14 protein-coding genes are annotated in these 14,708 nt (G+C 61.8%); 12 read left to right on the top strand and 2 right to left on the bottom strand.

The genetic code is table 11. From position 1 onward, the window contains the following. Positions 1–120 precede the first annotated feature (120 nt). The 4 genes from UP06_RS27625 to UP06_RS27610 all read left to right on the top strand — a co-directional run bounded on the left by UP06_RS27625 (position 121) and on the right by UP06_RS27610 (position 4,545). Positions 121–1,140 carry a LysR substrate-binding domain-containing protein gene (locus UP06_RS27625; RefSeq protein ID WP_349509941.1) on the top strand — a complete coding sequence of 340 codons (1,020 nt, stop codon included), beginning with the start codon at positions 121–123 and terminating at the stop codon, positions 1,138–1,140. Positions 1,141–1,237: 97 nt separating this feature from the next. Further along, the gene (locus tag UP06_RS27620) at positions 1,238–1,909 is read left to right on the top strand and encodes a 4-carboxy-4-hydroxy-2-oxoadipate aldolase/oxaloacetate decarboxylase (protein WP_045006819.1); all 672 of its coding nucleotides are present in this window, start codon (positions 1,238–1,240) and stop codon (positions 1,907–1,909) included. 39 nt (positions 1,910–1,948) lie between these two features. Further along, complete coding sequence (locus UP06_RS27615; protein WP_045006818.1) at positions 1,949–2,932, top strand: peptidyl-alpha-hydroxyglycine alpha-amidating lyase family protein; 984 nt, start codon at positions 1,949–1,951, stop codon at positions 2,930–2,932. A 707-nt stretch (positions 2,933–3,639) separates the two neighbouring features. Further along, the gene (locus tag UP06_RS27610; RefSeq protein ID WP_349509940.1) at positions 3,640–4,545 is read left to right on the top strand and encodes an alpha/beta hydrolase family protein; all 906 of its coding nucleotides are present in this window, start codon (positions 3,640–3,642) and stop codon (positions 4,543–4,545) included. 42 nt (positions 4,546–4,587) lie between these two features. On the opposite strand, the gene UP06_RS27605 is transcribed toward UP06_RS27610, so the two are convergent. Then, on the bottom strand, positions 4,588–5,067 hold the full coding sequence (locus UP06_RS27605) for a MarR family winged helix-turn-helix transcriptional regulator (RefSeq protein ID WP_045006816.1): 480 nt from the start codon (positions 5,065–5,067) through the stop codon (positions 4,588–4,590). A gap of 508 nt (positions 5,068–5,575) precedes the next feature. Here UP06_RS27605 and UP06_RS27600 point away from each other — a divergent pair. Continuing rightward, positions 5,576–7,159 (top strand): porin, encoded by a 1,584-nt coding sequence (locus UP06_RS27600; protein ID WP_045006815.1) that lies wholly within the window; start codon positions 5,576–5,578, stop codon positions 7,157–7,159. A gap of 94 nt (positions 7,160–7,253) precedes the next feature. On the opposite strand, the gene UP06_RS27595 is transcribed toward UP06_RS27600, so the two are convergent. Beyond that, the gene (locus UP06_RS27595; RefSeq protein ID WP_082078786.1) at positions 7,254–8,513 is read right to left on the bottom strand and encodes a LysR family transcriptional regulator; all 1,260 of its coding nucleotides are present in this window, start codon (positions 8,511–8,513) and stop codon (positions 7,254–7,256) included. 186 nt (positions 8,514–8,699) lie between these two features. Between UP06_RS27595 and UP06_RS27590 the strand changes: the two genes are divergently transcribed. The 7 genes from UP06_RS27590 to UP06_RS27560 are packed head-to-tail and all read left to right on the top strand — an operon-like array spanning position 8,700 to position 14,682. Continuing rightward, entirely contained in the window at positions 8,700–9,902 is a 1,203-nt protein-coding gene (locus tag UP06_RS27590) for an aminotransferase class I/II-fold pyridoxal phosphate-dependent enzyme (RefSeq protein ID WP_045006813.1), read from the top strand. Positions 9,903–9,915: 13 nt separating this feature from the next. Further along, positions 9,916–10,389, top strand: a complete 474-nt coding sequence (locus UP06_RS27585) for an acetyl-CoA carboxylase biotin carboxyl carrier protein (RefSeq protein ID WP_050032100.1) — start codon at positions 9,916–9,918, stop codon at positions 10,387–10,389. After that, positions 10,386–11,087, top strand: a complete 702-nt coding sequence (locus tag UP06_RS27580; protein WP_045006812.1) for a 5-oxoprolinase subunit B family protein — start codon at positions 10,386–10,388, stop codon at positions 11,085–11,087. Before UP06_RS27585 ends, UP06_RS27580 begins: the two co-directional genes overlap by 4 nt. Continuing rightward, positions 11,084–12,079, top strand: coding sequence for a 5-oxoprolinase subunit C family protein (locus UP06_RS27575; RefSeq protein ID WP_045006811.1), 996 nt, complete (start codon positions 11,084–11,086; stop codon positions 12,077–12,079). Before UP06_RS27580 ends, UP06_RS27575 begins: the two co-directional genes overlap by 4 nt. After that, positions 12,076–12,495, top strand: a complete 420-nt coding sequence (locus tag UP06_RS27570) for a biotin/lipoyl-containing protein (RefSeq protein ID WP_045006810.1) — start codon at positions 12,076–12,078, stop codon at positions 12,493–12,495. Before UP06_RS27575 ends, UP06_RS27570 begins: the two co-directional genes overlap by 4 nt. 19 nt (positions 12,496–12,514) lie before the next feature. Further along, positions 12,515–13,282, top strand: coding sequence for a LamB/YcsF family protein (locus UP06_RS27565; RefSeq protein ID WP_045006809.1), 768 nt, complete (start codon positions 12,515–12,517; stop codon positions 13,280–13,282). A gap of 17 nt (positions 13,283–13,299) precedes the next feature. Continuing rightward, positions 13,300–14,682 carry an acetyl-CoA carboxylase biotin carboxylase subunit gene (locus UP06_RS27560; RefSeq protein ID WP_045006808.1) on the top strand — a complete coding sequence of 461 codons (1,383 nt, stop codon included), beginning with the start codon at positions 13,300–13,302 and terminating at the stop codon, positions 14,680–14,682. Positions 14,683–14,708 lie beyond the last annotated feature (26 nt).

Below are 14,708 nucleotides of genomic sequence, written 5' to 3'. Positions count from 1 at the left end.
CGATGGCGTCGGCTGCGATGCGAGCGGCGGACGTGTTCAGAGCTACCTATAGGCCCTGCGGGTTCCAGATGGTAAGAACATTTCCTTCTGATCCCATAGCTTCAGCCTATTGCTGCTGCATTGCTCCCTGTCTGGATATCCGGAGGCGCCGTATTGGATACGAAACGTTTGGAGGCATTCACGAAGGTCGTGGATCTCGGCAGCATGACGAGCGCGGCAAAGGTGCTGAACGTCGCGCAGCCGGCCTTGAGCCAGCACATTGCGAGCCTGGAAGCGGACTTCAAGTGCAAGCTGCTCGATCGCAGCGCCCGCGGGGTCAAGCCCACCGAGGCCGGACGGATCCTCTATCGCTACGCCAAGTCCATCCAGCGGCAGATCGAGGAAGCCCGGCGCACCATTCTGGACAACAAGCCGGAGCTGACCGGCAACGTCACGATCGGCCTGGCGCCGCTCAGCTCGGCGGCATTGCTCGCGACTCCGCTGCTGATGCAGGTGCGTGAACGCTATCCCGGCATCGTGCCACACATCTACGACAGCTCGGGGATCATGCTCAGCGAAATGATGCTGAAGGGGAGCATGGATATGGCCGTCCTGTACGGCGATCGTCCGGTGACGGGTCTCGATTACAAGCCGCTGATGCGCGAGTATTTTTATCTTGTGGCGCCCCGCAGCATGTACCCGGAGCAGATGCCTCCGGAGGAGGTTTCGGCGGAGGAGGTCGCTCAATTCGACCTTCTGCTTCCATATCGGGAATCCTTCCTCCGACAGACGGTCGAGCGGGTCTGCGCCGAGGTGGGACTCCGCCCGCGCATCGTCGCCGAGATCCACTCCCAATCGACCCTGTCTTCGGCGATTGCAGCCGGCGTGGGGGCGGCCGTGCTGCCCATCTCCATCGCAAAGGCATTGCCGAACCTGGATGAGCTCTGCATTCGGCGGATCAATGCGCCGTCGGCCTCGCAGCAAATGTCGCTATGCATTTCGGATAACGTTGCCCTGTCCGATGCCGCATTCGCCGTCTACAAGATATTGCTCGAGATCATCGTCAAGAACTGGGGGCAGTTCGATTGCCCCCCGGGCTCGGCTGCCATCGCTGCGGGTGGCGCAACATCGCCTCTGGACGGTCCGAAGGACGAGCCATAACGAAACGCGATGCGGCAATCCTAAAATCTGAAATTCTCCGATGTGAGACGGTCGACTATCTCAGGTGAAGCTTAGATTGCGGACCCTCGGAGGGACCATGGTTCACGTTGTCAGAACATTCGATCGGCCTGCCAAAGATCTCGTCGAGCGTATCAAGCAGTTTCCTCCGTCCACCCTGCACGAAGCGCAGGGGCGATCGGGCGCACTGACCTCCCGCATCAAGCCGATCTATTCCGGCATGCGCGCCTGCGGGCCCGCGCTGACGGTCAGCTGCCATCCGGGCGACAACATGATGCTCATCACCGCGATCTCGCTGGCCAAGCCGGGTGACGTGCTCGTTGTGAGTGCGGGTGATCATCCCGAGCAGGGCGGGTTCGGCGAGGTGCTGTCGACGGCCTGCGTCGCCAAGGGCATCGTCGGTCTGGTCACGGATGCCGGCGTTCGCGACGGCCCAGCGGTGCGCGACACCGGCTTCAATGTCTTCTCCTACGGCCTCTGCATGAAGGGCACCGTCAAGGAGACGCTTGGCACCATCAATCAGCCGATCGTCATCGGCGGCATTGCGGTTCGTCCTGGCGATATTGTGAGTGCCGACGACGACGGCGTGGTGATTGTGCCGAAGGAGAACATTGCCGACGTTTGCGTCAAGTCGGCCGCGCGCGAGGAGAAGGAAGCCAGCGTGATGAAGGCGCTCAAAGCTGGCGGCGACATTCTCGAGCTCTCTGGCATCGGCAAGGTGCTGGAGTCCAAGGGCTGCACCTTCGCCTGAGCGGTCACGCGCCGCGACCGCGCAACGATAGGAGATCAGGTGGCAGCCATTCTCGGCTCGGGGAATCATCGCTACCGCGTCGTCGACAATTGGGTGAAGCTGCCGGACGGCTGGCAGCTCACCGACGTCGCCTCCGTCGCGGTCGACAGCAAGGACCGCATTTACGCCTTCAATCGCGGCGCTCATCCGATGGTGGTGTTCGACCGCGAGGGCAATTTCCTGCAGAGCTGGGGCGAGGGACTGTTCTCCCGCGCGCATGGCCTCCATATCGACGCCGACGATCATCTCTATTGCACCGACGATGGCGACCACACCGTGCGCAAATGCACGACCGATGGCAAAGTACTGCTGACGATCGGCATCCCCGGGAAGCCCTCGCCGTTCATGAACGGTGATCCCTTCCACCGCTGCACCCACACCGCGCTGTCGCCAAACGGCGAGATCTACGTCTCCGACGGCTATGGCAACGCCCGCGTCCACAAGTTCACGCCCGACGGCAAGCTGATCAAGAGTTGGGGCGGCCCTGGCACTGATCCCGGCCAGTTCAACATCGTGCACAACATCGCTACCGACGCCGACGGCTTCGTCTACGTCGCCGACCGCGAGAACCATCGCGTGCAGGTGTTCGATGGCAATGGCAGATACGAGACGCAGTGGAACAACCTGCACCGGCCGTGCGCGCTGTGTTGTTGCGGCGGCAAGAGCCCCACCTTCGTCATCGGTGAGCTCGGTCCCGCCATGGCCGTCAACCGCAAGGTGCCCAATCTCGGTCCGCGGCTGTCGATCGTGGACGCCAAGGGCAAGCGTATCGCGCGGCTCGGCGGTGAAGACGGTCCGGGGATAGCAAGCGGAAAATTTCTAGCGCCGCATGGCATCGCGCTGGATTCCAGGGGCGACCTCTATATCGGCGAGGTCGGTGTCACCGATTGGAAGACGAATTTTCCGGACGAGGATATGCCGGCCGTGGTCCGCGCGACACGTTGCTTGCAGAAACTGGAGCGCATCGCGGACCCTTCTCCCTAGAGTCGTATTTTGGTCTCGCTGGTCAGGATGCGGCTCCCGCTCCTTCGCAGTACCTTCCGCGAGAAGTTCGTGGGATGGTCGCCGTCAGATTTCTCCAGCATTTGCGCTGCGCGTCGATTGGACGCAGCTCGGGCTTGTTCTTTGGGCAGCACGCTCATGAAACAATCGCTCTTGGCGAAGCAGCTGGCGCCCTAACTCGCAAGATGCAGCAGAAAGGGCACTCGATCTCGCGTCATAAAAATCCGCTATGACGGCAGACTGCAGTCGTGCCTTCCTTTGTCATCAAACGTGTTTCAATTTTTTCGTCGGCCGCGACAAACGGTGCCGAGAGCAAGGCCACCGAAGTGGCGGCATTTGCGGGTGCGTCAACTTGTAGCAGCTATGGAGCGAGCGGAAATGACGACCTACTCGAGTCGACGGGGATCTGGCATCGGAATTGCTCTGATTGGAGTGCAGACCAAGGGCACACCAGTCGAGGACGCGAATTCCGCAGCCCTGAGTAGCCGTTAACTGCGCCGCTTAGGGGGCGGGAGATGGATTGTGAATATTGGCCTCATGGCTTCTCTGACGTTGCTGGTGGAAGCCTGGCGCGCCTGCGGAAGCGTGCGTCCGCATTCTTCGAGGGCCTATCGGTCACCGACCTTGTGCGTGAGACGCAGAGGAAATCATGGATATCAGATTGGACGCGAGTAGGGGACGATTACCTATTGCTCGCCGAATCCGCGGGCGGGGCTGGTCCGGATCATGTTGTCGGCGAATCGTACCTGTGCGCGCTGACGGCCTTTGAGGTCGCAAGAAGCCTGTCGTACTCGGAAGATCCTGCAAGCATCGTTCTCGCAGACAAAATCGGCCTCAGTCTGAGCAAGCTCGAAGATTGCTTCACCAAGCCGATCGAGCGCGCGGAAATTGACTGTTTTGATCAAGGACCGCTTGAGGGGCTTTTTCTGCCGGCTGCTTGCGATGAGTCGTCCGCCCCTGCGATCATCTGCGTCGGCGACGAGGAAGTTACTCTGAGCTCGATGTTGAGTCGGTTGTTTCCGGTCGCACTTTGCCGGAGAGTGTCGCTCCTGCTCATCGATGGTCGCAATGCATCGGCTTTTCGCTCGTCCAAGCCCGAGCATGCTCTTGGTTGCTGGTTGGACTATTTGGACGGCCGCCCGGATGTCGATTCAAGTCGGATCGCTGTTTATGGCGAAGGGGCGGGCGCCAGCCACGCGTCTCGCCTCGCCTCTTCCGATCGCAGGATCGCCGCGGCCGTGTGCGACGGGGGCCTTTGGGCGTCGCACCGACGTCAAGCGTCGGTTCGCTGGATAGCCGGCGTCTCGCATGGGGCCGACAGGAGCCCGATACGCCCCTTGCGGATATCCCGCACAATACCTTGTCCAATTCTCATGGTGGTCGGAAGTCGCTCGATGGTCCGTGAGGAGGACGCACTCGAACTGCAAGCCGGCTACCGGCAATCCGGAGCTCATTGCTCGATTGTCGTCCCGAACGCGATCCAGAATCCTCTGGGAGAGGTCGAGAATTTTATTGCCGTGGATGATTTCGTTTTCGACTGGTTCGATGACAAGCTCGGATCTGCCCGTCAGCTCGATCCTCTAACTTATCTCTAGCTGAGTGAGAGGCGTTGCCCGGCCAATCGGGCTCGGCTCAAGCTACGAGACGTCTAGCGCCAATAATCGTGCAGCCAATCGGGCGTTCTTGGCGATCGTTGCAAGGACGGCGTTGAGGTCAGCCAAGGTTTTCTCGTCGAGATCGTTGAACATGGTCGAGTTCAAGGCGAGCTTTCTCTTGGACAGTTTTTCGATCTCCACCGTCGCCTTCGTCGTGAGCGACATCAGGACGAAGCGCGCGTCGTCAGCGCCCGGTCGCCGCGATAGAAAGCCGTTCTTTTCGAGGTTCTTGGTCTGGTTGGTCACAAAGGCGGGGTGAACGCGCAACTTGTGCGCAATGTCAGTTCCGGCAACGCCTCGCCCCTCGTCCAGTTCGGTGATCGCCATCAGGATCAACCATTGTGGCTCGGTAATGCCCAGCAGTCCGGCCCAGCTGGTGTGGATGTCCTCCATCTGAGAGTGGATTTCGACCACGTTCCAGATGAAGTCGGTAATTGCTCTGTCGAGTTTCTTCTCGATCATGTTGCCCCCTGTTTGGTTTATGACGAGTCTTTTAATGGGATATTGGGGAGGCGTCTCGAATATCGGGCACCGACGATAGTGGTAGACACCGAACGGTGGAAATCGTCCGAGGATTTATTGCTTGCAAAAAACAATTGATTAAATTACGCCTTATCGCACTCAATCTTGCTGCTCTTGACCTTGTCGATGGACAGCGATGTGAGACCTCCAAGAAGCCCTCGGGATGCCCCCTGAGGGCTTTTTTCGTCTGAATTCGTGCTGATTTTGGCCCTCGGGCCGTGAGCTGTTGCTCTCAAGTCACATCGCCTCCGGAACTTACGATTCACTAAATCAATAAATTGAGGCCATTGTTTTTATAAACTATATGTGAAGCCACGACGGAGGGGGGGCACCTCGCTGTCGTTTCAGTCCGGACCTCGAGTGCGGACCTGAATTGAACGGAAATTGAGAGGGTAAAGCGGCGTCCACCGAGGATGCGAGCCCCCTGAACCGACCTGGAGGTTTACTAATGAAGTTGACGAAGACACTCTTTCTCGGCTCGGCTGCCGGCCTGATGGCCGTCTCCGGGGCGTTCGCAGCCGATCTTCCCGTGAAGGCCAAGGCGGTCGAATACGTGAAGATCTGCTCGCTGTACGGCGCCGGATTCTACTACATCCCGGGCACCGACACCTGCATCAAGCTGGGTGGTTACCTGCGTGCCGACGCAAATCTGGGCACCAATTCGGACTTCAACCCGAACCAGGGCGGTACTGCCGGTGCTCGCAACCGTCTGATGAACTACTACACCTTCCGCGCTCGTGAAGACCTCAACATCGACACCCGCACCGCGACCGAGTACGGCGTGGTCCGCACCTTCTTCGACGGCGTGTTCTCCTGGACGACCGGCAACTATACCCCCACCGGTTCGGGAACGGGCGGAACCCAGTACAGCGGTACGCTCGGTCTCAACGCTGCGGGCACCGGCCTCGTCGGTTCGAACGGTTCGGGCTCGGTTAACGGCACCGACGGCAACACCTCGGCCGGTTCGCTCGGCGTGTACTACGCCTTCATCCAGTTCGCTGGCTTCACAATGGGTAAGGCCGTGTCGCAGTTCGACGCGCCCTGGACCAACTATCCCGGCAACATCACCGACAACCTCGTTGGCGGCAGCGGCACCGTCACCGGTGTCGTCCAGTTCACCTACACCGCTGACTTCGGCCAGGGCGTGACGGCGTCGTTCTCGGCTGAAGATGCGACCCAGTACTATCAGGCCGGCAACCTCAACATGACCGGCGCGACCGCGGGCGGCATGATCGGCGGCTCGTACGGCACCAACGCTATCGGCGGCTCGCGTTCGCCGAACCTCGTCGGTACGGTGCGTGTCGACCAGGCCTGGGGCCTCTTCCAGGCGTCGGTGGCTGCGCATGACAACCACGTCGGCTACTACGGTGCGACCGAGACCACCGGCCACCCCGACGACAAGTGGGGTTGGGCGGTTCAGCTCGCTCTCTCGATCAAGAACATCCCGACCGGCGCGGGTGATACGATCAACATCCAGGGCGTCTACACCGACGGTGCGACCCGCTACAACTTCCAGAATCTGTCGGGCAGCTCCTACGCGCTGTACGGTAATTCGGGCGCTGCTGGCACCTACGGCAGCCTCGGCTTCGCCAACGCTCCCGACACGGTGTTCGTGACCGGCAGCTCGCAGGAAACCGTCAAGACCTGGGGCTTCCGTGGCGCCTACACCCACAACTGGGATCCCTACTGGAACTCGGCGATCTACGGTGCCTACGCTCAGGCCCAGTTCGGTACGCTGGCCAAGACCACCCTCTGCGGCGCTGGCGGTGCTGGCGGCGTGTTCGGTGGCCTGGCGGGTGTGACCAGCTGTAACCCGGACTTCGCTATCGGCCAGGCGGGTATCGTCACCCGCTGGACCCCGGTCAAGAACTTGACGTTCTCGGCCGACCTCTCCTGGACCCATCTCGACCAGAAGTATGCTGGCACGGTTGGCATCAGCCCGGCCGTCACGACCGCCAAGCCGACCGCGACCTACGAGCTGAAGGACCAGGACTCGCTCGCCCTGATCCTCCGCGCTCAGCGCAACTGGTAAGATCGGTCTAACGACCTAACAGAGAGCCCCGGCGGGAAACCGCCGGGGCTTTTTTGTACATCCGGCAAGGTTGATTGCGGGACGCGAAAATGGTTCAGCCAGCGGCGATGGCCGGCTGCAATTGAGTCTCGTGGACTGTTGCGCGCAGGATCCGCACGAACTCCGTCTGGATGGCCGTTGGCTCCAGATCTCGCCGCGACAGGAGCCAGACGTCGCGATGTGAGTTCGGCACCGCCTTCGGGAGGATACAGAGGCCCGTCAGGGCGTCGTCGATCCCATGGGTACTGCGGGTGGTGAGCGCCAGGAAATTCGTCTGAAACAACAGTGAGCGGACCAGCGAGAATTCCAGCGTCGTCACGGCCGCGGTCGGCGCAGCCATGCCTTCCAGCTCGAACATCGTCGCCATCCGCGCTGCAGCGCCGGTGCCGGGTTGGGCTCCGATCCAAGGATATGATGCAAGCGTCTTACCGTCGAGGTTGGTTTCGCGGGCCAATGGATGATCCGGTCCGCAGACGACGCACAACTCGCTCGCGAACAGCTTTTCGGACCTGAACTCGCGCGGGATGTCTGGTCGCACCGTGGTGCAGAGGTAATCCAGCCGCCCGGCGCGTAAATGCTCGAGCATGTCTTCGTAATGATCCTGCTCGACCACGAAGCTTATGCCGGGAAATGCGTGAACGCATTTCTGGATGGTTGCCGGCAGCAGCACGGATGCCGAGACACGAACGCAACCAACCGCAATCGTGCCTTGCAGCTGGCCATTGAGGGCACTCATGTCGGCATTGGCGAAGCGAAGCTCTCTCAGCGCCAGGCTGAACAGGATTGCGATCTCGTGGCCGAGATCATTGAGTGAGCCGCCGTATTTCTGCCGATGCACCAGCTTGGCGCCGACGGCAGCTTCAAGGCCGCCGATCGCGCGATGGACGGACGGCACGCTCAAGCCGATGTGCTCGGCGGCGTTGCGGAAGCCGCCGGACTCGTCCATCGCGGTCAGCGCGCGGACCTGTGACACCGTCAACAGATTGAGCAAGCGTTCGAGGCGTGCGACCGACGGCCGATCCGGGTCCGGGCAGAATTTTGACAGCGCGCGCGTGAGGTAAAAGATGCATCGCCCTGCGCGTCTGACCAGAGCAGCGCCAAACTCCGTCTCGACCAATCCTGTGGCGCGTCGCTCGAACAGGTGCACGCCATAGTGTTCTTCGAGCGCACGAAGTCCAAGCGTCACAGCAGGTTGGCTCAGTCGCAGACGCTGTGCGGCCTTGCGCAGGCTCAACCCTTCCGAAACGAGCGTCAATAGGCGCACGTGCCTAAGATTAGGCAGGGGATGATCCTCTTTTAGGCGGATGTGTCGCATCGGGGCAGGGTGTTAGCAGGAACTTATCGCATGACGGAATGAATAAATTGGCGATCCGGCGCGTGAACGATGCATCATTTCGTCATAGCGAGCCACAACGAAGTGGCCGCGACGTCAGAGGTGAGGAACGGCACGGGGGAGATCTTATCGGCGCCTTCGAAAGGCGACGAATTCCGGAGCTGTCTTATGCAACTCACTGCCGCCCGCCTGTCTCGCGTCAAAGCATCCGCCTCTGAAGCTGCATCACGAAAGGCGCGCGAGCTTATCTCGGCAGGCGTGGACCTGATCTCGCTCGCGACTGGCGAGCCCGATTTCGATACGCCTGATCATGTCATCGAAGCCGCGATCGCAGCAATGCGCGGTGGCCAGACGCGATACACCTCGTCCGACGGAACCGTCCAGCTCAAGCGCGCGATCGCGACGAAGTTCGAGCGCGACAACAATATCCAATATGCCCCCAACGAAATCCTTGCCAGCTCGGGCGCGAAGAACGTCGTGTTCCTCGCCTTGATGGCAAGTCTCGATGCCGGCGACGAAGTGATCGTGCCGGCGCCTCACTGGGTGTCGTATACCGACATGACCGTGCTGGTCGGCGGCACGCCGGTCGTCGTCAGCTGCTCGCACAACAATGGCTACAAGCTCGACGCCGAAAGCCTCGAGAAGGCGATCACGCCACGGACCAAGTGGCTTCTCCTCAATACGCCGAACAACCCGACCGGCGCGATCTACAGCCGGGAAGAGCTCGAAGCTCTGGCCGAGGTGGTCAGGCGGCATCCGCGCCTTCACGTCATGACCGACGAGATCTATGAGCACATCATCTTCGACGGGCTCAAGTTCCACAGCTTCGCGGCCGTTGCGCCAGATCTCAAGAACAGGACGCTGACGATCAACGGCGTGTCCAAGGCCTACGCCATGACGGGCTGGAGAACCGGATTCGCCGGTGGACCGGCCGAGCTGATCGAGTCGATGAGGCGTGTTCAGTCGCAGTCCCTGGGCAGCAGCTCCTCGATCAGCCAAGCCGCCGCAGTGGCGGCCCTGACTGGGCCACAGGAATTTCTCCTGGAGCGGTCGGCGGCGTTTCAGGCGCGTCGCGATCGCGTCATCGCAATGCTGAACTGGGTACCCGGTCTTTCATGCAGCCGTCCCCAAGGCGCCTTCTACCTGTTCGTCGGCTGTGCGGATTTGCTGGGGCGCCGCACACCGGACGGCAAGGTGCTTGCCGCCGACACGGATGTCGCCGAGTTCCTGGTCGAGTACGCGAAAGTCATGGTCGTCAATGGCGGAGCCTATGGCCTCTCGCCTCACTTCCGGATATCCATCGCGACGTCGCTCGAGCGGCTGGAAGAGGCCTGCCGCCGTATCACGTCGGCGATTTCGGCGCTGAGGTAGCAGAGGCCACGCCATGACCGTTCCATCGATCAGCTTCATCGAAGGCGTCATCGATCTCTTCAACAGGTCGGGTGCCACGGAGTTCGAGTTCAGGGACGGCGACGTCAGCGTGAAGCTTCGCCGAGGTGCTGCTGCGGGGCGCGGGATCGTCTCGCCCGCGGCAAGTGCGCCCGGATCAGTGCCATCGGGCACATCAGTCACCCCACGGCCCGCGCCGACAAGGACCGAAGAGCTCGTATCGGCCTTCATGCATGGCGTATTTCACCGTGCGTCGGCGCCGGGCGAGAAGCCGTTTGTCGAAGTCGGCTCAAGCGTCGCAAAGGACCAGCAGATCGGCATTCTCGAAGCGATGAAGGTGTTCATACCTGTCGTCTCGCCGATCGATGGGACGATTATTCGGATTGACGCCGAAAACGCGGCGGACGTTTCAGTCGGGCAGCCGCTCATGAGCGTTGCGCCCATCGGGACAACAGGAGAGCCCGCTTGAGCGGCCGGATCGCCATTCTTGCCGAGCCTCGGGTCACGCATTGCGGCGACCAGGGATTGCTGCTCGAAGCCGAAGGCGATCTGGCGCTGCCGACGCAGGAACGGATCTGGGCCCTCAACGACCGTGTTCTCGAATGGCCGGGCGTGCTGGATACGCAGCCGGGCATGAACAGCCTGCTGGTGCTGCTCGATCCCGATGAAAGCGACCTCGTCGAAAGCGCGGACAAGCTGCTTCGCGCCTGGAAGGAGTGCCGGAGCGCGACACGCCGAGGGCAGTTGCTGGAGATCGGCGTCGTCTATGGCGGGGAGGGGGGGCTCGATCTGCCTGATGTCGCCCGCTACCACGGCCTCGCTGTCGAGGACGTCGTCAAGCTTCATTCGGACGCGGAGTACACGATCTTCGCGCCGGGCACCGGTCCTGGTTTCGGATATCTGTTCGGGCTCAATCGTCGTCTCTTCATTCCGCGCCGGAACGTTCCGGTGATGAGAAAAGTCGGCGGTGTGGTGTCGATGGCCGGGGCGCAAGCGATGCTGGGTGTGCCGAGGAAGCCGGGTGGTGCGGACGTCCAACCGACCGGATGGCACGTCATCGGCCGGGCGCCCGATGCGCCGATGCCGTTCGATGTGGTGCGCGATCCGATGAGCATCGTGTCGCTGGGCGATCGCATTCGCTTTCGCGTGGAGCGGATCGAACGATGATCGAGATCCGCCAGACATCTCCGCTCAACACGGTCCAGGACCTCGGCCGGTTCGGATACCGGCGTTATGGCATCGGCACCGCCGGTTCGATGGATGGTCTGGCGCTGGCGGCTGGAAACCGTGCCCTTGGAAATGCGCAGAACGCGGCGGGCGTGGAGTTCCAGTTGTTCCCCGCGACCATCTGCTTTCAGCGCGACGCCGCCATTGCGCTGACAGGCGCTGATTGCGCTGCGACGCTTGATGACAAGGCCATCCCGCCCTGGTGGGTGCTGCCGGTGAGGGAGGGGCAGACCTTGAAACTCTCCGCGCCCATGCGCGGGGCCCGCACCTATCTCTGCGTCGCCGGAGGCATCGATGTGCCGGAGGTGCTCGGCTCGCGCAGCACGCAGATGCGGGATGCTTTTGGTGGGCTGTCGGGGAGGTATTTGAGCGCGGGCGATGTTCTTTCAGCGGGTCCGCACGCGGCGTTTCGCTTTCGTGACTCCTTCGGCTTCGGCATCGAGCCGCCGGAATCCGCGCTCACGCCCAATCTGCACGATTGGGCCGGTGAGAACGAGGTCGTCCTGCGCGTGATCCTCGCATCCGAAGCGCCACAGTTCGATGACGCTTCGCTCAAGGCATTCAAGACGGCGTCCTGGACGATCACGGCGCAGAGCAATCGCATGGGGTACCGGCTCGCGGGCCCCACTCTGAGACGACCAGACCCGACCGAGATGCGCTCGCAGGCGATCGTTCAGGGTGTGGTTCAGGTGCCGCCGTCGGGGCAACCCATCGTGCAATTGGCCGATGGAAACTCTGCGGGCGGATATCCCAAGATCGCTTATATCCTCCAGTCGGATTTGTGGCGTCTGGCGCAGTCGACGCCGGGCCGCACGCTGCGCTTCTCGGTCGTGTCGCTCGACGACGCCGGCCGCGCGCGCCAACAGGTGTCGCAGTACCTGAATGAGCTCGCTCGCTTCAGCAGCCACTGCCGGATGCAGGTGGCGCGATGAGCGAGAAGCTGCACAGGATCACAGCAATTGTCGACTTGCTGCGCAGGCACGGGATCGACGCGTTCGAGTTATCGAGCCCTGACGAGAGCATCAAGTGCATCTTCGAACCGATCGCCAGTGCAGGTGCTTGTGACGCACTGACGCCCCCTGCAATTGCTGAATCCGACATGGTCGAGATCGTGTCGCCGGGAGTTGGCACGTTTGTTGCGAGACATCCGGCGATGTCGAGAGATCTCGCGGCAGTCGGAGAGACCAAGCGGGAAGGCGAATGCGTCGCTCTGATTCAGAGCGGCAGGATTTACCGGCCAGTCGTCGCGCCATTCGAAGGCGCGATCGTGAAGCGGCTGGCCAGTCCGGGCGACGTAGTGGATCACGCGCGCCCGTTGTTCCTTCTGAAGCACGGCAAGGCCGTCTGATGCCATGGAGTGAAACATCATGAAGATCGATCTTAATTCCGACCTGGGCGAGGGTTTTGGCCGCTGGAAGAGCGGAGACGACGAGGCCCTGATGAAGGTGATCTCGTCGGCCAATGTCGCTTGCGGATTTCACGCCGGCGATGCGGTCATCATGACGCGGATGACGGAAGCGGCCAAGGAGAACAAGGTCGCTCTCGGCGCGCACACCGGATTGCCCGACTTGCTCGGGTTCGGCCGTGTCGCAATGGATATGAATCCGAGGGACTGGCAAAAGCATGCGCTGTATCAGCTTGGTGCGCTCGTGGCGATCGCAAAGGTCGGCGGCTACGAGGTGACGCATGCCGGCTCTCACGGTGCGCTCGGCGACATGTCCAAGCGCAACCCGGAATACGGCCAGATGATGCTCGACGTCTTTGCCGCCTTCGACAAGAACCTGATTGTTGCCCTTCAACCCAACAGCAGCTCGATGAAATATGCCCGCAAGATTGGTCTCAGGACCGTGGGCAAGATCTTCGCCGACCGGGCCTACGATGACGAGGGCCACCTCGTCAGCCGCAAGCTGCCGGGTGCGCTGATCAATGATCTTTCGGCGGTCGGGCAGCGCATAGACCAGTTCATGAACGACAGCACGATCACCGCGATGTCGGGCAAGCGCATCAAGATGGAAGCAGCCTGCGTGCTCGTTCACAGCGACACGGCCGGCGCGCTCGAGATTGCCAAGACAGTTCGCGCAACTGTCGAGAAGGGGGGCGGCAAGATCGTCCCCTTGACGGAATTGGCGAACTGACAGCGGAGCTCGTCGCAATGCGGTTCCAGACCGTTCTCATAGCCAACCGCGGAGAGATCGCGCTGCGCATCATCCGCGCGTGCAAGCGGTTGGGCTTGAGAGCGGTCGCCATCCATTCGGAGGCGGACCGTGGCGCGAGCTATCTGGAGCTCGCCGACCGTGCGGTCTGCATCGGTCCTGCTCCCGCTGCCGCGAGTTATCTGGACATCGGCGCCATTCTGCTCGCGGCGGAGGCGACCGGCGCGGAAGCCATCCACCCCGGCTACGGCTTCCTGTCGGAGAACGGCGGCTTCGCGGAAGCGGTCGAAGCCGCGGGGTTGACCTTGATCGGCCCCAGCTCGCGATCGATCAGGCTGATGGGAGACAAGATCGCTGCAAAAGAGGCCATGCTGCGCGCCGGAATCCCATGCGTTCCCGGCAGCGTCGGCGCTTTGCCAGCAGACATGGCGGCCTGCGAGGCCATCGCCGACAAGATCGGCTACCCCGTGATCGTGAAGGCCGCGGGCGGTGGCGGCGGCCGCGGCATCAGCATCGTGAGGAGCAAGTCTGAACTGGCGCCCGCGATCATCAGCACGCGGGTCGTTGCCGCGAAAGCCTTCGGTGACGGAAATCTCTATATCGAAAAATTCCTGGAACATCCGCGGCACATCGAAATCCAGGTGCTCTGCGACGAGTTCGGCAACTGCATCTGGCTTGGCGAGCGCGACTGCTCGGTGCAGCGGCGGCATCAAAAGGTGATTGAGGAGGCGCCTGCCGTCGGCATTGATCGCGCACTCATCGCGGAGTTGGGAGAGCGGTGCGCCGACGTTTGCCGCGAGCTCGGCTACCGCGGTGTCGGGACCTTCGAGTTTCTCTATCAGGACGGCGCCTTCGCCTTCATCGAGATGAACACCCGCGTCCAGGTCGAGCATCCCGTGACCGAAGAGATCACCGGGGTGGATATCGTCTGCGAGCAGATCAAGGTCGCGGGAGGCCTGACGCTCGGCATCCGACAGAAGGACGTCAGTTTCGCGGGCCACGCGATCGAATGCCGCATCAACGCCGAGCAGCCGTTCGAGTCCGTTCCATCCGCAGGCACGGTCACGGGCTGGGATGTGCCCTCGGGCGAAGGCATCCGCATGGACAGCCACATGCGCGCCGGCGCGATCGTGCCAAGCTATTACGACTCCCTGATCGGGAAGCTGATCGTTCGTGCCGACGACAGGGCTCAATGCATCGAACGCCTCAAGGCCGCGCTCGGCCGGCTCCGGGTCGATGGCGTCAGCACCAATAGCGAGCTGCACCAGGTGGTGCTTGAGAATGCCGACTTCGTGCGGGGCGGGATTGATATTCATTTCCTGGAGAAGCTATTGCGGAACCGCGCGCAGCAGGTCGCCGAAGTGGTGGAGCGCAGGCGATGACGCTGGCGTCGACCGTGGATCAAAGC

The sequence above is a fragment of the Bradyrhizobium sp. LTSP857 genome (assembly GCF_000938285.1).
Lineage (GTDB): Bacteria > Pseudomonadota > Alphaproteobacteria > Rhizobiales > Xanthobacteraceae > Bradyrhizobium.
Note: the sequence above shows the minus strand (reverse complement) of the source record. Positions and strands in the feature narration are given on the sequence as shown.